The organism is Flavobacterium sp. AJR, from assembly GCF_002156885.1.
GTDB lineage: Bacteria > Bacteroidota > Bacteroidia > Flavobacteriales > Flavobacteriaceae > Flavobacterium.
Genome location: NZ_NCWQ01000044.1, coordinates 36,368 through 57,048 on the forward strand (window position 1 = coordinate 36,368; position 20,681 = coordinate 57,048).

A 20,681-nucleotide genomic window follows, 5' to 3' on the forward strand; every position below is an offset into this window, starting at 1 on the left:
TTATAAATTTAACGAATAAATCGCTTATATGAATAATTTTGATTGGACTCAATTAATCAATCCTGAGTTTTATATTACCCTTACCATTGGTGGATTTCAAATTGGTTTATACATTGTTATATTTATAGTTTTTGCCGAAACAGGACTTTTTGCAGGTTTCTTTTTACCAGGTGATAGCTTACTTTTTTTAGCAGGAATTTATAGCCGTGATTTAATCCAGAATATGGTTTATATCGAAAGCGACTTTATAAATGTTTTTTTGCTCTCTTTAATGGTGGCTATTTCTGGAATTTTTGGTAATATGACTGGATATTGGTTTGGAGCCAAAAGCGGTTATTATTTATTTAAAAAAGAAGATACATTTTGGTTTAAGAAAAAATACTTGTTACAATCAAAAGATTTCTTTGAAAAATACGGAGGTAAAGCTATAATCTATGCTCGTTTTTTACCAATTTTTAGAACATTTGCTCCTATAGTTGCAGGAATTGTATCTATGGACAAAAAGAAATTTATGTTCTACAATATTTTAAGTTCATTTTTATGGGCTTTCATTCTGATATTTTCAGGACACTATCTTTACGGTGTGTTTTTGAAACAAGGAGTTGACTTAAAGCAGCATATTGAATACATCATTATAATTATTGTTATCATAACGACTTTTCCAGTTTTAATGAAACTACTAAAGAAAAGACCAGCAGATAAAATACAATAGATATTAAAACTAAGAAATCCGAAGCTTAAACTTCGGATTTTTTTATTTATGATTGTTATCATAACAACTTTTTAGCTTTAATAAATTGCTAAAGAAGAGATAGTAGAAAAAATACGATAGGTATTAAAACAAAAAATCCGAAGCTATAAACTTCGGATTTTTTTATTTCGGGACTTTTGTAAGTCAGAAAGGATATTACATCATTCCTGGCATACCTCCACCCATTGGGTTTCCGCCTCCATTATCTTCTTTAATATCGATCAAAGCACATTCAGTAGTTAAGATCATACCTGCTACAGAAGCAGCATTTTCTAAAGCTACACGAGTTACTTTTTTAGGATCGATAATCCCTGCTTTAAGCATATCTACATACTCGTCAGTTTTAGCATTGTATCCAAAATCACCAGAACCTTCGGCAACTTTAGCAACAACTACAGAACCTTCAAGACCTGCGTTTTCAACGATAGTTCTTAACGGAGCTTCTACAGCACGAGACACGATTTGAATACCTGTAGCTTCATCAGCATTGTCAGCTTTGATTTCGCTTAAAGCGTTTTTAGCTCTTAACAAAGCAACTCCACCACCAGCAACAATTCCTTCTTCAACAGCAGCACGAGTAGCATGTAATGCATCATCAACTCTGTCTTTTTTCTCTTTCATTTCTACTTCAGATGCAGCACCAACATAAAGAACAGCAACACCACCAGCTAATTTAGCTAAACGTTCCTGTAATTTTTCTTTGTCATAATCAGAAGTTGTAGCTTCCATTTGACCTTTAATTTGGTTTACACGATTTTTGATCATGTCAGCTTCGCCAGCACCACTTACAATTGTGGTGTTATCTTTATCGATAGTTACTTTTTTAGAAGTACCTAACATTTCGATTGTAGTGTTTTCTAAAGTATAACCTCTTTCTTCAGAGATTACAGTTCCGCCAGTTAAGATAGCGATATCTTCTAGCATTGCTTTTCTTCTGTCTCCAAAACCAGGTGCTTTTACAGCAGCAATTTTAAGAGCTCCACGTAATTTGTTAACTACAAGAGTTGATAAAGCTTCTCCGTCAACATCTTCAGCAATAATTAATAATGGTTTTCCTGATTGAGCTACTGGCTCTAAAACTGGTAAAAGTTCTTTTAAAGAAGAAACTTTTTTGTCGTATAAAAGGATATATGGGTTCTCTAATTCTACTTCCATTTTTTCAGGATTTGTAACGAAATATGGAGAAAGGTATCCTCTGTCAAATTGCATTCCTTCTACAACATCTACGAAAGTATCTGTTCCTTTTGCTTCTTCAACAGTAATAACACCTTCTTTTCCAACTTTTGCGAAAGCAGTAGCGATTAACTCACCAATTACTTCGTCGTTATTTGCAGAAATAGATGCAATTTGTTTTATTTTTTCAGAATCACTTCCAACTACTTTAGCTTGTTTAGCTAAGTCGGCAACGATAGCTTCAACAGCTTTGTCGATACCACGTTTTAAATCCATTGGGTTAGCTCCGGCAGCTACGTTTTTCAAACCTTCTTTTACAATTGCTTGAGCTAAAACTGTAGCAGTTGTAGTACCATCTCCAGCTAAATCATTAGTTTTTGACGCTACTTCTTTAACCATCTGAGCTCCCATATTTTCTAATGGGTCTTTTAATTCGATTTCTTTAGCAACTGTAACACCATCTTTAGTTACGTTTGGTCCACCAAAAGATTTTCCGATGATTACGTTACGACCTTTTGGTCCTAAAGTTACTTTTACTGCATTTGCCAATGCATCAACACCACGTTTTAATCCGTCACGTGCTTCAATATCAAATTTTATATCTTTTGCCATTTTTGTTTTTAGATTTAGGCAGTATGCTTTAGGCTTTAAGCTAGGCTCATACTGCTGATTAATTTTGTTTTTTATTTAAATAGAATTGATTAAAGCTTTTTTTAAATTATAAATTTTGCTTTTAATTATATTTATCTCTTTTTCAAGGGGTTCATATAATTCAATACTAATGTAATTTAAATCTTTTGAGAGTAATAGTAAATATTCTGTTTCATTGGCAGAACCCAAAGCAATATTGAGAAACTGATTAAATTCTTTGTCGCTATTTCTTCCACATCCTTCACTAATATTTGTAGGTATTGACGAGGATGCTCTTCGAATCTGACTTGTTAATCCATACAATTCTTCTTTTGGGTATATAGAAGTAATTTTATATAGTTTTAAAGTAAAAGAATGACTTAACTGCCAGACATCATATTTCTTAAAATCTCTCATTTTTTTTTCGCATTAAGCTTTAGGTAATATATTTTAAGCAACTGAGGAAGCTTAAAGCCTACAGCTTATAGCGTAAAGCCTTTAGATTATCGCTAAGATATCATCTTCACGCATAATCAAATAATCAATTCCTTCATGTTTTAATTCGGTTCCTGCATATTTACCATAAAGAACAGTATCTCCAATTTTCACAGTCATAGTATGGTCTTTAGTACCATTACCTACGGCTACAACAGTTCCTTTTTGTGGTTTTTCTTTGGCAGTATCTGGAATAAAAATCCCTGACGCAGTTTTAGTTTCAGCAGCAACTGGCTCAATAAGTACGCGATCTGAAAGCGGTTTAATGTTTAAAGTCATGATTTTATAATTATGTTATGTTTATAATTTTGTTTGCTTATAAACTTTCAGAAACTATGCCACCTTAAAAAAACTGACATTATTTCTTATAAAAAATGCCAGCTTTGACAGGCTGGCATTTCTATATTTTATAAAGAATGTATTATTTTGCTGGGTTTGTCGCAGCAGGTGCTTCTTGTGCTGGAGCTGCAGGCGTAGTGACTGGAGCAGTAGTTGTAGATTTCTCGATAATTTTAGATTCTACATCGCTTAATGAACCAGTAAAACTTAAACTAGAAAGTAAGATTAATGCAATTAAAATTGTAGCCAAAGTCCAAGTACTTTTGTCTAAAAAGTCAGTTGTTTTTTGAACTCCACCTAACATTTGAGATCCACTTATTGTTGAAGATAATCCACCACCTTTAGGGTTTTGAACCATGATTACTACGATCAATAGAAAACATACTATTGTGATTAAAACTAAAAAAATTGAAAATGTGCTCATTGTTTAATTATTATTGTTATTTTGTTGTAATGTCTTAATATCCGAAATACGGTCTGCAAAGAAACTAATTTTTTCTGGATATTTCAAAATTAATATTTCATATGCTTGTATTGCTTTTGTATATTTCTTTTGTTCTAAATATACTCTGGCTAAAGTCTCTGTCATTAAATAGGTATTATCGTCCTTGTTAATGTCTATCTGTATGTTTGCTGCAACTGTTGTGGTTTGTTTTACAGGAGAGATTTTTGGGCTTGTTTCAATAAATTTATCTATTAACTCAGCTTTTTTCTTTTTCTCTTCGTCAATTTCGATTATAGAAGAATCAATTTCAACTGGTTTTACTTGTTTCTCTTCTTCCTTTTCTTCTTTTTCTTCGATTTTTACTTCAATTTTTTCTTCTTTCTTTTCCTCTTTTCGCTCAATAGGCTCCGTTCTGGAAAGTTGAAGCCACTCTTGAAAAGAATGTTTTTCGCTTTTTGAAAAATCTAAAGGTTTTCCTATTTCCAGGTTCTCTTCAGCAGTTTCTATAGCTTCAGTGCTTTCTATAGTTTCTAAGGTTTCTATAGTTTCTTCAGGAGTATTTACATTCTCCTCAATATTGGGTATAGATGCTTCCTTTATAGAAGTAAGAATAGAGCGCTCAATAGGATCTATTAATTTAGGTTCTACCTTTTCTATAAAATCTTCCAGAGCAACGACTTCAGGTAAAAGATGTTCGCTATCAACAACATTTATGTCTAAAAGAGCCAAAGCTTTTTTGTCATAATACTCTTTTTGAATGATCGAAAAAGTTTCGGATGTTATAAAATCAAATAAAATAGCTCTATCTGTTGTATGTGCAGCGGTAACTTTTAAGGCATAATTATACTTAAAACTGTTTTGACTGTAAAGCCCTTTTAATCGTAATGCTCTTGCACTCTGAAAATATGGAAATTCATTCAATACATTGCCTAATGCTTCCGTTTGCTTTTCTGTAATAGCATCGGGTCTGTTTATTAGGTATGTATAATCGTTAACATTCATTATATTCTGTTGTTTAATCGTTGAGTTGTTTATTTGTTTAATTGACTGTTTGTTTAATCGCTTTTATCAGTTGAACGATTAAACGATTCAACAGTTAAACACAAAATTACCATTTTGCCAACGACTCATTAAATATATCTTGGGTAATACGGTCGAAAATTTCTTTAAGAGCAGTGTCTAATACAGATCCTACAAGTTGATCTTGTGCAGGGTAATCATAATAGAATTCAAAAGATTTTTCGAAATCGTCAGTTTCTTTCTTTTTATTAGTGAATCGTACGTTTACACGAATTTTTAATCTGTTTTGAGACGCTTGTTGATCTGCTGTTGCAGTCATCGGGCTAATTCTGTAATCGGTAATTTCTCCTTCATATACTAAATCTCCACCTGTACTTACTAAATTCAGGTTAGTTTGATTTTGGATAAGATCCTGTAATTGTAAAGTGAAAGTACGATCCAGTCCTGGCTGAATTAAATCAGCATTATTCTGGAAGTAATTAACTTGAAATGTTTTTGCATCAATTTTTCCTGTTCCTGTAAAGTTGTAAACGGAACAACTACTAAAGGTGAAAAGAATTGCAATTATAATTAGGTACTGTATGTTTTTCATTTTATTTTTTAAAAGAACCAAAGGTATTTATTTTAGTTAATCAATTTTACTCCATTTGTTTTTTTACAAATCAAATTGTTTTATTTTTCGATATAAAGTTCGCTCCGAAATTCCTAATTCATCTGCAGCCGCTTTTCGTTTTCCTTTATTTTTTTCTAATGATTTTTTAATCATTTCGATTTCTTTTTGCTCTAACCGTAAAACCTCTTCTTCTTCGATTGTTTCTGCAAATAAATAATTGTCATCGTTTGACTGGTATTGTTCCTCACGATTAGGAGTTGTCATAACAGCTGTTCTTGGTTCTTCTTCAAAATCAATTTCGCTATCATTTTCTTGGGAACCATATATTTTTTTGATCAAATTTTTATTGGTTTCCTGCACATTTGCGCTACCATTTTGCATTAATTCCAGAGTAAGTTTCTTTAAATCATGTAAATCACTTTTCATGTCAAAAAGAACTTTGTATAAAATCTCTCTCTCCGTATTAAAGTCGCTATCATTCTTCTTATCATTAATAACAGAAGGTAAATTTGGACCTTCGGCTGGTAAGTAAGATTGTAGTGTTGCAAGAGTAATATCGCGATTTGTTTCCAGAACCGAAATTTGTTCGGCTACATTTCGTAACTGACGAATGTTACCGTTCCATCTAAATTTTTGCAATAGTTGTACTGCATCATCATCTAGTTTTAATGGAGGCATTTTGTATTTATGAGCAAAATCAGATACGAATTTTCTAAATAATAAATGAATATCTTCTTTTCGCTCACGCAATGGGGGTAAAGTAATTTCAACAGTGCTTAAACGATAGTATAAATCTTCACGAAATTTACCTTTTTCGATTGCATTAAATAAATTAACGTTGGTTGCTGCAACAATCCTCACATTTGTTTTCTGTACTTGTGATGAACCTACTTTTATAAATTCGCCATTTTCTAGTACACGAAGTAGTCTTACCTGTGTGGTAAGTGGTAATTCTCCAACTTCATCCAGGAAAATAGTTCCTCCATCAGCAACTTCAAAATAACCTTCACGTGTACTTGTAGCACCAGTAAAAGCTCCTTTTTCGTGACCAAATAATTCACTATCTATAGTTCCTTCTGGAATTGCACCGCAGTTTACAGCTATGTATTTTCCGTGTTTTCTATGTGAAAGCGAGTGTATGATTTTTGGGATACTTTCTTTACCAACACCACTTTCTCCAGTTACCATTACCGAAATATCGGTTGGCGCAACCTGAATTGCTTTTTCGATGGCGCGATTAAGCTTAGGATCATTTCCAATAATTTCAAAACGTTGTTTTATAGCTTGAACTGTCTCCATTTGTATATTTTATCTTTTGCCACGAATTTCACAAATTTCACAAATTTTTGAAATCGGGTCAATGAATAACTTTTTTTGAGTAATGACTAATATGATTATTATTAAATTAACCACAAATTACGCAAATTAGCGCAAATTTATTTTATGAATTTATTAATCGTTTATGTATTAATGATTTGTTTTGAAAGTTTGCGATTATCCCAACGGGAGTATCAGCTAGTTTCATATAATTTAATGTCTGTGCAAGATGATCATTGCATATTTCTTTTACAGATTTCACTTCTAGTATTATGTCATCATAAACTATGAAATCCGCATAAAATTTATGAGGCAAAATAACTCCTTTATATTCAATTGAAAATTCCTTTTCTCGTTGATAAGGAATTCTATGATTTTTGAATTCGATTTCTAATGCGTCCTTATATACAATTTCAAGTAAACCAGGCCCTAATAATCGATGTACTTCCATACAGATTCCTACTATTTGGTAGTTCTCATCTTTTTTGTAATAATATTCGGTTGTACTAGTCATGAAGGATTAATTTGTGAAAATTTGTGAAATTTGCGGTTAAAAGCCTAATTCATTTCAGAATATCCAACAGCCTGACCTTTTAAAGTTCCACTAGTACAACTTGTAATTTTTACATTTACAAAATCTCCTATCTTATAATCTTCTTTTGGGAAAACCACGGTAATACTTTGTGAATTTCTTCCTGAGAATTCTTCAGTCGATTTTTTTGAAACTTTCTCAACCAGAACTTCTACAGTTTGTCCGATAAACTCTTCAGAGCGTAACCAAGCATGTTTTTGTTGTAAATCGACAATTTCTTGTAATCTTCTTGCTTTGGTTTCGTCGGTAACATCATCGTCCATTTTTCTTCCGGCCAAAGTCCCAGGACGTTCTGAATAGGAATACATATAGCCAAAGTTATATTTTACGTATTCCATTAAGCTCATAGTGTCTTGGTGGTCTTGCTCGGTTTCTGTTGGGAAACCTGCAATCATATCTTGTGAGATAGAACTGTTCGGGATTATGGTTTTGATTTTATCAATCAAAGTCATGTATTCCTCACGTGTATGTAAACGGTTCATTTCTTTTAGGATTCTATTGCTTCCAGACTGAACCGGTAAATGTATGTGTTTACAAATATTTGGATATTTTGCAATAATATGCAAAACACTTTCGTGCATATCTTGAGGATTCGAAGTTGAGAAACGAATACGCATTTTAGGAAAAGTAACGGCTACCATTTCTAGTAATTGGTCAAAGTTTACAGCAGTAGCTTTTTGCATATCTGTAGCATTATCAAAATCCTTTTTTAATCCGCCACCATACCATAAATAACTATCTACGTTCTGACCTAAAAGTGTGATTTCTTTAAAGCCTTTGTCCCATAAATCCTGAATCTCATTCATAATACTTTGAGGCTCACGACTACGTTCACGTCCGCGGGTAAAAGGTACTACGCAAAACGTACACATGTTATCGCAACCACGAGTAATAGAAACCAAAGCGGTAATTCCGTTGCTCATCAATCGTACGGGTGAGATATCACCATAGGTTTCATCTTTGGATAAAATCACGTTTATAGCATCACGACCTTCTTCAACTTCACTTAATAAATTAGGCAAATCTTTGTAGGCATCTGGACCAACAACAAGGTCAACGATTTTTTCTTCTTCTAGAAACTGACTTTTCAAACGTTCTGCCATACAGCCCAAAACACCAACTTTCATTTTTGGATTAATACGTTTTACAGCATTGTATTTTTCTAAACGTTTACGTATAGTTTGTTCTGCTTTATCACGGATAGAACAGGTGTTTACCAAAACTAAATCGGCTTCTTCAAGCTTTTGAGTTGTGTTGAAACCATTTGCTGATAAAATTGAAGCAACGATTTCGCTATCCGAAAAATTCATCGCACAGCCGTAGCTTTCTATAAAGAGTTTTTTTGTATTCTCAGGTTTATGTTCTAAAACAAGACTTTCACCTTGTTTGCTTTCTTCAATAATCTTTTCCATAAGTCACTTTCAAAAGTGTATTTTAATAAGGTCGCAAAGGTACGATTATTTGTATGATTGTGACAAGATGTCAGATGAAGATTTAACATTGTTTTTTATTTTAAAATTTGAATAAAAAAAGCTCTCTTTTGAGGATAAAGAGAGCTTTGATTAACAAATTAAAATCTATGCAGAGATTAGAATAAATTGACGTCTAATTGTACTCTTGCAATTTTATTAGCAGGATTCCACATTGCAGTTGCTGATACAGGTAATTTATAGTTAAATACGGAAATATCTTTGGAGACTTTTATACCTGTGTTTACAATGCCAAAAGCGCTTTCTTCCTGATTTGTGTACAAATATTTTTTCCCGTCGATTGCAAAAGCTCCTCCCATAAAAACATTTAGATTTACTTTTTGATTTCGGATAACTGGGTAGCTTAATTCTACGTAAGTTGAATATCTACTTCTGTAATCATTATTGTTGTCTAATTCTCTATCATTTAAGCCGCTGTAAAGTAAGATATCAGCTTCTATTCGAATGGGGAATGACTCGGGAAAACGATACGAAGTTCTTAAATCAATAAGGTGAGTAGTGGTTAGTTTATTGTAATTAAAAACTTCAGGGTTTTCAATTCCTGTAGTGTTAAATAAATCCCATAGTCCGATTGATAAGTTATTTTTTTGATATTGAATATAATAGTTTATCTCACGATATTTTCCATCAAATCCAGCACCTCCCCAAATTCCAACGGTAAAATTTCGTCCTTCATTTAATGCATAATGGATGTTTCCGGTTGCGGTCATGCCATCATTTATAACGAGTCCTCTCCATAAATGGCTAGTTTCTAAACCTACGTTAAAGTCTAAACGAGATGGTTTTGTGTCTTCTATTGGAGTAGAAATGCTATCTTGAGCTGTTCTTTTTTGAGCGTATCCAGCTAGCCCTATAATCGAGATTATAGAGAAAAATAATATTTTTTTCATGATTTTTTGATTTATAAAGCCATACTAGAGCATTGCTATATATAAGAGTGCTGCTAAACATGCTCCTATAATTGGACCAAGAATTGGGATCCAGGCATAGCTCCAGTCGCTGCTTCCTTTAAGAAGAAGAGTGTGCATAATACGCGGGCCTAAGTCTCTTGCGGGATTAATAGCGTAACCTGTAGTGCCACCTAAAGACAATCCGATCGCCCATACCAAAATAGCAACGGGTAAAGCACCAATAGATCCAAGTCCAATTTTAGCGTCAGAAGCAGTGCTGATACTGAGTTCAGGACCTGCTATATAAAAGATTACGAAAATAAGAACGAAAGCCCCGATAATCTCACTAATCAAATTAGAAAAGGTATTTCTGATTGCTGGGATTGTGCTAAAACAAGCAAGTTTTCCACCTTCGTCCTCAGTAATGGCAAAATGATCTTTATGGAATAACCAGACTAAGAATGCTCCTAACATGGCTCCGATTATTTGAGCAATAATGTAATAAGATACTTGGCTCCAGGCAAATTTTCCAATAAGAGCTAGTCCGATTGTTACGGCAGGGTTTAAGTGCGCACCACTAATTGGCCCTGCAACTGTTACGCCTACAAAAACGGCAAATGCCCAACCGGTAGTAATTACAATCCATCCCGAGTTATTTCCTTTTGTTCCTTTAAGAACTACGTTTGCAACAACGCCATTACCAAGTAAGATAACTAGCATTGTTCCTATGATTTCAGCAGTAAATGGCGACATCTTTTAAGTTTTAATGATTCATATTTTAGTCCTCAATCCAGTTTTTAGTACGTCCAACGGCTTTATCCCAGTTTTTTACAAGTTTGTCAACTTCTGCCTTAGGCATTTCTGGAGTAAAGGTTTTGTCGATATGCCATTGTTCTTGTAATTCGCTTATGTTTTTCCAGTATCCTACGGCTAATCCTGCCAGGTATGCCGCGCCTAATGCTGTTGTTTCTAGTGTTTTAGGTCTAACTACATTAAAGCCAAATATATCTGATTGAAATTGCATCATTAAGTTATTAATGGCAGCTCCACCATCTACTCTTAGTTCTTTTCCTTTTCTTCCAAAATCTGCTTCCATTGATGTTGCTAAATCTAGTACTTGGTAAGCGATTCCTTCTAAAGTAGCACGTGCTATATGTGCGTTTGTAGTTCCTCTTGTAATTCCTAAAATTGCACCTCTGGCATATTGGTCCCAATGTGGTGCGCCTAAACCTGTTAAAGCAGGAACAAAATATACACCGCCATTGTCTGGTACGCTTGCTGCTAAGGTTTCGATTTCTTGGGCTGAGTTGATCATTTTTGCACCGTCTCGCAACCATTGTACAGCAGCTCCACCTACAAATACACTTCCTTCTAAGGCATACGTTGTTTCGCCATTTATTTTCCAAGCAACTGTGGTAAGTAAATTATTTTTAGAATAAACAGCCTTATTTCCTGTATTCATTAACATAAAGCAACCTGTTCCGTAAGTATTTTTTACCATTCCGGGATCTGTACATAATTGTCCAAAAAGAGCTGCTTGCTGGTCACCAGCTACACCTGAGATTGGAATTTTTGTAGAAAATAATGTTGTGCTGGTTTCTCCGTATATTTCGCTACTTTGTTTTACTTCGGGTAGCATTGCTCTTGGGATGTTGAACAATTCTAGTAATTCAGTATCCCATTCTAATGTGTGAATGTTTAATAATAAAGTTCTGCTTGCGTTAGAGACATCGGTCATGAATATTTTACCTCGAGTAAGTTTCCAGATTAGCCATGTGTCTACAGTTCCGAAACATAGTTTTCCTTGTTCTGCTTTTTCACGTGCCCCTTCGACATTGTCTAAAATCCATTTAATTTTAGTTCCCGAAAAATAGGCATCTAATAATAATCCAGTCTTTTTCTTGATCATTTCAGCATGGCCTTTTGCTTTTAATTCGTCACAATATTTTGCTGTTCTGCGATCTTGCCAGACGATAGCGTTGTATAAAGGTTCGCTGGTTTCTCTGTCCCAGACAATTGTTGTCTCGCGTTGATTGGTGATTCCAATTGCGGCTATTTCTTTTCCAGAAATTCCCACTTTTGCAATAACTTCGGCAGCGACGCTAATTTGAGATGACCAAATTTCGTTAGGGTCATGTTCTACCCATCCTGGTTTTGGAAATATCTGTTCAAAAGGTCTTTGAGAAATACTTACTATTTCTCCGTCATGATTAAATACGATGGCTCTGGAAGAAGTTGTTCCTTGGTCTAGTGTTAAGATTAATTTGTCCTGCATGATATATGTATGTTGTTACTGATGATTTTTTTGAAAATCTGATAAGATGAATCCGTTAGCGATTGTTTTGAAATGCGATATTTGGGTTTGTGCCCATGTTTCGTCATGACCAAGTTCTTTTGCTAATAAATGTCCTACTTTTTCGCATGAAGCAATGGCTGCATGAGCATCTAGAAATAATAAACGTACTCTTCTAGCTAAAATATCGTCTATCGTTCTTGCCATTTCATGACGAATTGCCCAGGCTACTTCTGCCATAGTGTAGTCGTAATTAGGATGTAGCTTTTCTTTTAATTCAGGCTCTTGATTTTGTAATTCTAGTATTTTAGGAATGTCAGTTCCGTATATGTATAAATGGTTTTGACGGGTTGTAGAATTTGTTTCAGTACTTCCGTGAATTGCGATATGTTCCGTTTTACATTCCTTTTTTGGTAAGCGGTGTACAACTATTGCTTTGTCAATGATGTCTTCAGCAATTTTTCTATAAGTAGTCCATTTTCCACCAGTTATAGTTATTAATCCGGTTTCGGAAACAATTATTTTATGACTTCTTGAAACTTCTTTAGTGCTTGTTCCTTCTTTCTCTGGCGCTGCCAATGGTCTTAATCCTGCAAAAACAGATAAAACATCAGCACGAGTAGGTTTTTTTGCAAGGAATCTTTGTGCTGTTTCTAAAACAAATTCAATTTCTGATTCTAATGCAATAGGTTCTAGACTATGCTTTTTAATTAGGGTATCAGTTGTTCCTACTACTATTTTATCATGCCAAGGCACTGCAAATAATACTCTTCCATCGCTAGTTTTTGGAATCATTAAGGCGTGGTCGCTTGGTAGGAAAGATTTATCGAATACAAGATGAATTCCCTGACTTGGTACGATGTATTTTTTATATACAGCGTCGTTTAGTTTCATTATTGCATTAGTAAAAACACCTGTAGCATTAATAACTGCTTTACCTTTTATATCATACCACTCGCCTGATTCGTGATCTACTATTTGTACACCGATAACTTTATGGTTGTCGTCTTTTAATAGATTCATAACTTTAGCGTAGTTTAAAATACATGCGCCTTTTTCTGCTGCAGTCTGTGCAATATTTATAGCCAAGCGAGAATCGTCAAATTGCCCGTCTTGATAAATAACACCACTTACTAAGCCTTTTTGTTCTATTGTAGGAAGTAGTTCAATAGTTTTTTTCTTCGAAATATACTTGGATCTACCTAAGCTTAGTCTTCCGGCTAGTAAGTCATATATAGTAAGTCCGATAGTGTAAAAATAGCCACCCCACCAGTTGTAATTTGGTATAACAAAAGATTGGTTTTTTACTAGATGGGCTGCATTTTGAGCCATTAAACCTCTTTCTTTTAAAGCTTCTCTTACCAGAGAGATATCTCCTTGTTCCAGGTAACGAACACCGCCATGAACTAATTTTGTACTTCTGCTTGATGTTCCTTTTGCAAAATCTATTGCTTCGACTAAAACTGTTTTGTAGCCTCTACTAGCTGCATCGAGTGCGGTACCTAGCCCGCTAGCTCCGCCACCAATAACGATTACATCCCATTCAGGTGTTTGTTTTAGTTTTGTTAATTGTTCGAGTCGTTTCATTATATGTCTTATTTGTTGTGTTTTATGTCGTTTTACTTTCGAATAACAAACTTAACGAAATTAAATGAAACTAAATAAAACAAAATGAAATTTATTTTTTTATTTAATTGTTGTATCTTTCGATTGTGGAAAATCTTAATACTAAAGAGGAATTATGACTATAATCAATAGGAGGCAAGAGGATATACTTAAAGAATTAAATCAAAAGGGATATGTAAATGTGGTTGATTTATGCGAAACACTTAATGTTTCAAGCGTAACCATACGAAAGGACTTAACTTTTTTAGAGAATCAAAAACTGTTGCATCGTACACATGGAGGAGCGAGCAAGCAGCCTATTTATGCTTTTGAAAGAGATGTTAATGATAAAGAAGGGTTGCAAGTAGAGCAAAAAAAACAAATAGCAGAAGAGGCAGTAAAATATATAAGTAATCACGATTATATTATATTAGGGTCGGGATCGAATATTCATTATTTATCTCGGGTTATAAAAGGATTTCAAAAACTAACGGTACTTACGCCTTCGTTAAAAGTGTCTTTAGAGCTTAGTAAGGAAACTAATATTGATACAATACAATTAGGAGGAGATATCCGAAACAGTTCAACTTCGGCTGTGGGGCCTATTGCAGAAGCAACTTTGAGTCAGTTTTCTTGCAATAAATTATTCTTAGGAACAGATGGTGTTCATTTAGATTTTGGTTTAAGTACATCAAATGCTTTGGAGGCGCATTTAAATCAAGCGATGATAGAGGTTGCAGAGAAGGTTATTGTCTTAGCCGATTCGACAAAAATGAATGTTCGGGGTTTTGGTAAAATTTGTGATTTAAGTAAAATTGATGTACTAATTACAGATGCCGGCATTGATGCTGAAACTAAAATGAAACTCGAAGAAATGGGTATTGATGTAGTTGTTGCTGGTAAAATTTAGTTTTGATTTTGTAAATCAGGCTTTTTTAATGTAGTTATTTATTGGATAGGCTTTTGTAATAAAGTTTTTGATTTTTATTTTGTTTTGAAGGAAAGGAATACATAATAACGAGAATATTTTTGTTATATATTAAGGTATAAAATAGCAGCTGCGAAAATAGATTTTTCTCAAAAAACGATTTGGGTGCACTCTCATTTAAAAAAAACTTCTACTTTTGTTCCAGAAAAATAGAGTAATGGCAAAGAATTTAGTAATAGTTGAGTCACCTGCAAAGGCAAAAACGATAGAGAAATTTTTGGGAAGTGATTTTCAAGTAGAGTCAAGTTATGGGCATATTGCCGACTTGCCTTCAAAAGAAATCGGTGTGGATGTAGAGAATGGTTTTAAACCTAAATATGAAGTTTCTCCGGATAAAAAAGCTTTAGTTAGTAAACTAAAAACATTATCTAAGAATGCCGAAATGGTTTGGTTAGCAAGTGATGAGGACCGCGAGGGGGAGGCTATTTCATGGCATCTTGCGGAAGAATTAAAACTTGATGTTAAAAAGACTAAGCGAATTGTTTTTCACGAAATCACAAAATCAGCAATCCTAAAAGCGATTGAAAATCCTAGAGAGATAGATTATAATTTGGTTAACGCACAACAAGCGCGTCGTGTATTAGACAGGTTGGTTGGTTACGAATTATCTCCTGTATTATGGAGAAAAATTAAAGGAGGTTTATCTGCAGGACGTGTTCAGTCAGTTTCAGTTCGTTTAATTGTTGAGAGAGAAAGAGAAATTCAGAATTTTAATGCAATAGCATCGTATTCTGTTGTAGCTGAGTTTACAAATGAAAGCGGAAAAACATTTAAGGCTAAACTGCCTAAAAATTTTAATACAAAAAAAGAAGCCGAAGATTTTTTAAATAAAAATATTGGTTCTTCATATAAGGTATCGGATTTAGAAACGAAACCTACCAAAAAATCACCAACAGCACCATTTACAACTTCTACATTGCAACAAGAAGCAGCAAGAAAGTTGTATTTACCAGTTGGAATCACAATGCAACTAGCACAACGACTATACGAAGCAGGACTTATTACTTATATGAGAACTGATAGTGTTAATCTTTCTAAAGATGCAATGGATGCTGCGCAAGCTGAAATTATAAAATCGTACGGGAAAGAATTCTCAAAACCAAGAACTTTTACAAACAAAAGCAAAGGAGCGCAAGAAGCGCACGAAGCTATTCGTCCTACTGATATGTCACGTCACACAGTGAACATCGACAGAGATCAAGCTCGTTTGTATGATTTGATTTGGAAAAGAACATTGGCTTCGCAAATGAGTGATGCACAATTAGAAAGAACTAATGTGAAGATTGAAGCTAATAATCATAGCGAAATTTTTACAGCATCTGGAGAAGTTTTACTTTTTGAAGGATTCTTAAAAGTCTATCTTGAAGGTCATGATGATGACGAAGAAGAGCAAGAAGGAATGTTGCCTGCAATGAAAGTGAATGAGAAATTATTAAATAATTATATCACAGCAACCGAAAGATATTCAAGACCGCCGGCACGTTATACAGAAGCTTCTTTGGTGAAGAAATTAGAGGAACTTGGTATTGGTCGTCCTTCGACTTATGCACCAACGATTTCTACAATCATCAACAGAAATTATGTAGAAAAAGGTAATCTTGATGGTCAGGAACGTAATTATACTCAACTTACTTTGCAATCAAACAAAGTAGGAGAGAAGTTGCTTAAAGAAAATACAGGTTCGGATAAAGGGAAGTTGGTTCCAACTGATATCGGAACAATTGTTACAGACTTCCTGGTTAAGAATTTTGGGACAATATTAGATTACAACTTTACAGCAAAAGTAGAACAGGATTTTGATGAAATTGCTGAAGGAAATATCGACTGGGCACAAATGATGAAGGAGTTTTATGATAAATTCCATCCAAATGTAAAAGATGTCGAAGCTAATGCTGAGAGAGAAAGTGGAGAAAGAATCTTAGGAAAAGATCCAGTTTCGGGAAGACCAGTTTCTGTTCGTTTAGGAAAGTTTGGACCAATGGCACAAATTGGAGAGCCGGATGATGAAGATAAAAAATTCGCCAGTTTAATGGCAGATCAGAATATCGGAAATATAACGCTGGAAGAAGCTTTGAATTTGTTTTTATTGCCTAAAAACTTAGGAGAATACAAAGGAGAAGAAGTAGAGGTAAGTAATGGTCGTTATGGACCATATGTTCGTCACGGAAGTGTTTTTATCTCATTGCCAAAAGGAGAAGATCCTCTGGATGTAACAATTACAAGAGCTCAGGAGTTAATAGATGAAAAAGCACTTGCTGATGCGCCTATTGCTGTATATAAAGGAGAAGGAGTGCAAAAAGGAGTAGGTCGTTTTGGACCTTTTATCAAATGGAATGGATTGTTTATTAACGTAAGCAAAAAATACAATTTTGATAATTTATCACAATCAGATATTGAAGCGTTGATAGAAGATAAGCTTCAAAAAAATATTGATAAAGTACTTCATAACTGGGAAGAAGAAGGTATTCTTGTTGAAAAAGCACGTTGGGGACGTTCGGTTATTACTAAAGGTAAAATTAAAATTGAACTTAGTAAAGATGTTGATGCTACAAAATTAACGTTGGCCGAAGTTCAGGAAATGATTGCTAAGAAAACCCCAGTAAAAAAGACAGCTGCAAAGAAAGCACCTGCTGCTAAGAAAGCAGTGGCTAAAAAACCAGTAGCTAAAAAGAAATAAAGAATGGAATTTGATTTTCTACAACCAGTTGCCGAAGAAATTCTAAACTACATTGATACATTGTCTTCTCAAGAATTGGGAAGTAAAATAGTTTTACATACAAAAGAACAGTTTCCAGATTTAGCAAAAGTAAATATTGCTATAATTGGTGTTTTAGATAATCGAGGAGATACTTCTGCGATTAGCGATGTAAACTTAAATCCTTTTCGTAAAAAGCTATATAGTATGTTTCCTGGAAATTGGGATATGACTATTGCTGATTTAGGGGATATTTTACCAGGAAATTCAATAGATGATACCTACTATCTTTTAAAAAAAATAACTGCAGCCTTAATAAAAAATAGAGTTGTACCTATAGTTATAGGTGGATCTCAGGATTTAACCTATGCTTTGTATCGTGCTTACGATGATTTAGAGCAAATGGTTAATTTGGTTGCTGTAGATAATAAATTTGATTTTGGAAAAGAAAGTGAAGATTCTTCTGCAACTTCATATTTAACCAAGATTATAGTTGATGAGCCAAACAATCTATTTAATTATTGTAACATAGGTTATCAAACTTATTACAACTCACAAGAAGAGATTGATTTAATCGAAAAATTGTTTTTTGATGCGTATCGATTAGGAGAGGTTTCGAATAAAATTGCGCTTGCTGAGCCAGTTTTTAGAGATGCTGATTTAGTGAGTTTCGATTTAAATTCAATAAAATCTGCCGATTCAGGAAACATCATCACTTTTGAGCCTAATGGGTTTAATGGGAAAGAGATTTGTTCTCTTGCTCGATATGCAGGTATTAGTGATAAAGTGTCTGCTTTTGGACTTTTTAATCATAATAATACATCGCAAGAAGCTCCTTTAATGGCACAGATCGTTTGGTATTTTATCGAAGGGTATCATTATCGTTCTAACGAGTATCCATATGGTAGTCGAAAAAACTATTTAAAATACATAGTTCCATTAGAAGAAGAAGAGCTTGTTTTTTATAAAAGCGACAAAACTGACCGTTGGTGGATAGAAATTCCTTTTATTTCTGACGGAAGTAATAAATTGAAGAGAAATACGTTGTTATCATGTTCGTATGACGAATATTTGACTGCTTGTAATCAGGAATTGCCTGAAAGGTGGTGGAAAGCACAACGTAAAAATACTGTGTAATCGTTTTCGTAATAAGGTGCCAGTATTTAAGGGTTTTTTGAAATGATTGTTTCTGATTTTATTAGTAGGAATAAATTTATAAATACTAAAATTTAACGTTTTATGTCGATTTTTAATGACAGTTTATCGACTAAATATTTTTTTTTTATTTTTTTTAACTTTATTTTTGAACCGTGAAATAAATTACACAAAAAGCTATTGTTTTTTAAGAAAATAATAAATAGGTTTACGGACTTATAATAATGAATAGATAATCCAAATATATATGAAGAAGTTTATTGCATTTGCGGCATTTTTAACACTAATGATTAGTTGTGGTAGGTCAAGTGACAAAGGAGAATTGGTAGGTGTTAAAGGTGGGAAATGGTATCCTGAAAAGCCTTATGGAATGACTTTAGTTCCAGGTGGGTCGTTCATTATGGGTAAGTCAGATGATGACTTAGCTCAAGTAGAAGATGCACCAACAAAAACGGTTACCGTTCGTTCTTTTTATATGGATGAAACAGAGATAACAAATAGTGAATACCGTCAATTTGTGGAGTGGGTAAAAGACTCAACAATGAGAGTTCGTTTGGCAATTATGGCAGATGAAATGGGACAAAAACCAGGTGGCGGAACAGATGCTAAAGGTAAAAAAGGTGGAAGCATAGGAGATTATGCTTTTAACGATTCTGATCCAGAAAAAATGACAGCTTACGATAAATATATGTATGACAATTACTATAGTATCGGTACTGCTGATGATCCTTATGCAGGAAGAAAATTAAACAGAAAAGTAAAGTTAGCTAAAGGTACTCAAGCATATCCAGATGAGTATTATACAGAGGTAATGGATTCTATGTATATTCCTATAGAAGAGTCATATAATGGTTTAAGAACTATTGATGTTAATAAATTGAAATTTAGATATTCTTGGATGGATATTCAGGCTGCAGCTAAAGCTAAAGTTGGAAAGAGAAAAGATTTCGTTAAGACAGAAGAGGTTAAGGTTTACCCAGATACAACAGTTTGGATTAAAGATTTTACTTACTCATATAATGAGCCAATGCATAATGACTATTTCTGGCATAAGGCGTACGGAGATTATCCAGTTGTAGGAGTACAATGGACTCAGGCAAAAGCATTCTGTGCTTGGAGAACATTAAACAAAAATACTTACATAAAATCTAAAAAGAAAGGTCATGATTTAGTGAACTCTTTCAGATTGCCTACAGAGGCAGAATGGGAGTATGCTGCTAGAGGAGGTCTGGAGTCTGCTACTTACCCTTGGGGAGGTCCTTATATCATGAGTGATAGGGGTTGTTTTATGGCTAACTTTAAGCCAAGTAGAGGAGATTATGCTGCAGATAATGCTTTGTACACTGTAGAAGCAAAATCATACGATCCAAACGGATACAATTTATACAATATGGCAGGTAACGTTGCAGAGTGGACAGATTCTTCATATAGCCCAAATGCTTACGAATATGTTTCTACTATGAATCCTAACGTTCAAGATGGTTCAAACAAGCGTAAAGTAGTTCGTGGAGGTTCATGGAAAGATGTTGCTTATTTCCTACAAGTAAGTACCAGAGATTTTGAATATGCAGATTCAGCAAGAAGTTTTATTGGTTTTAGAACAGTTCAAGATTACATGGGAACGCAAGTGACCGGGAATAAAAAGAGTAAATTATAATTAGAGAGTACAATTAAAACAATAACCAAATCCTTATTTTTAAAACCTAAAACAAACAAACAAAATTATGGCATTATTAAGTAAAAAAGCGATGAACTTCGCTTACGGTATGGGAGCAGCAGTAGTAATTATTGGAGCTTTATTCAAAATTACCCACTTTGAAATCGGACCGTTAACAGGAACCTTGATGCTTTCAATCGGATTAGTAACAGAGGCATTAATCTTTGCTTTATCTGCTTTTGAACCAGTTGACGAAGAATTAGACTGGACTTTAGTTTATCCAGAATTGGCTAATGGTCAAGCAAAAACTAAAGCTGCAAAAGTTGAAACCCCATCTGATGCACAAGGTCTATTATCTCAAAAATTAGACGTTATGCTTAAAGAAGCTAAAATTGACGGTGAGTTAATGTCAAGCTTAGGTAACAGTATCAAAAACTTTGAATCTGCTGCTAAAGGAATTGCTCCAACTGTTGATTCAATCGCTTCTACTAAAAAATACAGCGAAGAGTTATCTACTGCAGCTGCACAAATGG

At 34.0% G+C, this 20,681-nt stretch carries 19 protein-coding genes; 6 read left to right on the forward strand and 13 right to left on the reverse strand.

Annotated features, from left to right (window positions below):
• The first annotated feature begins 28 nt into the window (after positions 1-28).
• Positions 29-712, forward strand: coding sequence for a DedA family protein (locus B8T70_RS12910; RefSeq protein WP_039111505.1), 684 nt, complete (start codon positions 29-31; stop codon positions 710-712).
• Between the two features lie 195 nt (positions 713-907).
• Here B8T70_RS12910 and groL read toward each other — a convergent pair whose 3' ends face one another.
• From groL to B8T70_RS12975, 13 genes are all read right to left on the reverse strand, one after another.
• Positions 908-2,536, reverse strand: a complete 1,629-nt coding sequence (gene groL, locus B8T70_RS12915; protein ID WP_039111504.1) for a chaperonin GroEL — start codon at positions 2,534-2,536, stop codon at positions 908-910.
• Between the two features lie 75 nt (positions 2,537-2,611).
• Positions 2,612-2,971, reverse strand: coding sequence for a four helix bundle protein (locus B8T70_RS12920; RefSeq protein WP_086895115.1), 360 nt, complete (start codon positions 2,969-2,971; stop codon positions 2,612-2,614).
• 81 nt (positions 2,972-3,052) lie between these two features.
• Positions 3,053-3,328: a co-chaperone GroES gene (gene groES, locus B8T70_RS12925; RefSeq protein ID WP_035623321.1), complete on the reverse strand. Its 276-nt coding sequence runs from the start codon at positions 3,326-3,328 to the stop codon at positions 3,053-3,055.
• Positions 3,329-3,470: 142 nt separating this feature from the next.
• A complete protein-coding gene (gene secG, locus B8T70_RS12930; RefSeq protein WP_039111503.1) occupies positions 3,471-3,812 on the reverse strand; it encodes a preprotein translocase subunit SecG in 342 nt (113 codons plus the stop codon).
• Between the two features lie 3 nt (positions 3,813-3,815).
• On the reverse strand, positions 3,816-4,835 hold the full coding sequence (locus B8T70_RS12935) for a tetratricopeptide repeat protein (RefSeq protein ID WP_086895116.1): 1,020 nt from the start codon (positions 4,833-4,835) through the stop codon (positions 3,816-3,818).
• Positions 4,836-4,941: 106 nt separating this feature from the next.
• Entirely contained in the window at positions 4,942-5,445 is a 504-nt protein-coding gene (locus B8T70_RS12940) for an LptE family protein (protein WP_086895117.1), read from the reverse strand.
• 63 nt (positions 5,446-5,508) lie between these two features.
• Positions 5,509-6,765 (reverse strand): sigma-54-dependent Fis family transcriptional regulator, encoded by a 1,257-nt coding sequence (locus B8T70_RS12945; protein ID WP_039111500.1) that lies wholly within the window; start codon positions 6,763-6,765, stop codon positions 5,509-5,511.
• A 142-nt stretch (positions 6,766-6,907) separates the two neighbouring features.
• Positions 6,908-7,297 carry a GxxExxY protein gene (locus B8T70_RS12950; RefSeq protein ID WP_086895118.1) on the reverse strand — a complete coding sequence of 130 codons (390 nt, stop codon included), beginning with the start codon at positions 7,295-7,297 and terminating at the stop codon, positions 6,908-6,910.
• Positions 7,298-7,341: 44 nt separating this feature from the next.
• Positions 7,342-8,787 (reverse strand): tRNA (N6-isopentenyl adenosine(37)-C2)-methylthiotransferase MiaB, encoded by a 1,446-nt coding sequence (miaB, locus tag B8T70_RS12955; RefSeq protein ID WP_086895119.1) that lies wholly within the window; start codon positions 8,785-8,787, stop codon positions 7,342-7,344.
• A gap of 176 nt (positions 8,788-8,963) precedes the next feature.
• The gene (locus B8T70_RS12960; protein ID WP_039118723.1) at positions 8,964-9,755 is read right to left on the reverse strand and encodes a hypothetical protein; all 792 of its coding nucleotides are present in this window, start codon (positions 9,753-9,755) and stop codon (positions 8,964-8,966) included.
• A 24-nt stretch (positions 9,756-9,779) separates the two neighbouring features.
• Positions 9,780-10,508, reverse strand: coding sequence for an MIP/aquaporin family protein (locus B8T70_RS12965; protein ID WP_039118725.1), 729 nt, complete (start codon positions 10,506-10,508; stop codon positions 9,780-9,782).
• Between the two features lie 25 nt (positions 10,509-10,533).
• Positions 10,534-12,030: a glycerol kinase GlpK gene (gene glpK / locus B8T70_RS12970; RefSeq protein WP_039118726.1), complete on the reverse strand. Its 1,497-nt coding sequence runs from the start codon at positions 12,028-12,030 to the stop codon at positions 10,534-10,536.
• Positions 12,031-12,045: 15 nt separating this feature from the next.
• Positions 12,046-13,635, reverse strand: a complete 1,590-nt coding sequence (locus B8T70_RS12975) for a glycerol-3-phosphate dehydrogenase/oxidase (RefSeq protein WP_039111494.1) — start codon at positions 13,633-13,635, stop codon at positions 12,046-12,048.
• 154 nt (positions 13,636-13,789) lie between these two features.
• Here B8T70_RS12975 and B8T70_RS12980 point away from each other — a divergent pair, with 154 nt between their 5' ends.
• The 5 genes from B8T70_RS12980 to gldL all read left to right on the forward strand — a co-directional run.
• The gene (locus tag B8T70_RS12980; protein ID WP_086895120.1) at positions 13,790-14,563 is read left to right on the forward strand and encodes a DeoR/GlpR family DNA-binding transcription regulator; all 774 of its coding nucleotides are present in this window, start codon (positions 13,790-13,792) and stop codon (positions 14,561-14,563) included.
• Between the two features lie 235 nt (positions 14,564-14,798).
• Positions 14,799-17,318: a type I DNA topoisomerase gene (gene topA, locus B8T70_RS12985; protein ID WP_039111492.1), complete on the forward strand. Its 2,520-nt coding sequence runs from the start codon at positions 14,799-14,801 to the stop codon at positions 17,316-17,318.
• Between the two features lie 3 nt (positions 17,319-17,321).
• Positions 17,322-18,473, forward strand: a complete 1,152-nt coding sequence (locus tag B8T70_RS12990; RefSeq protein WP_039111491.1) for a formimidoylglutamase — start codon at positions 17,322-17,324, stop codon at positions 18,471-18,473.
• 265 nt (positions 18,474-18,738) lie between these two features.
• A complete protein-coding gene (gene gldK, locus B8T70_RS12995; protein WP_039111490.1) occupies positions 18,739-20,148 on the forward strand; it encodes a gliding motility lipoprotein GldK in 1,410 nt (469 codons plus the stop codon).
• Positions 20,149-20,215: 67 nt separating this feature from the next.
• Positions 20,216-20,681: gliding motility protein GldL (gldL, locus tag B8T70_RS13000; RefSeq protein WP_086895121.1), on the forward strand; the 466-nt coding region annotated here is incomplete at its 3' end.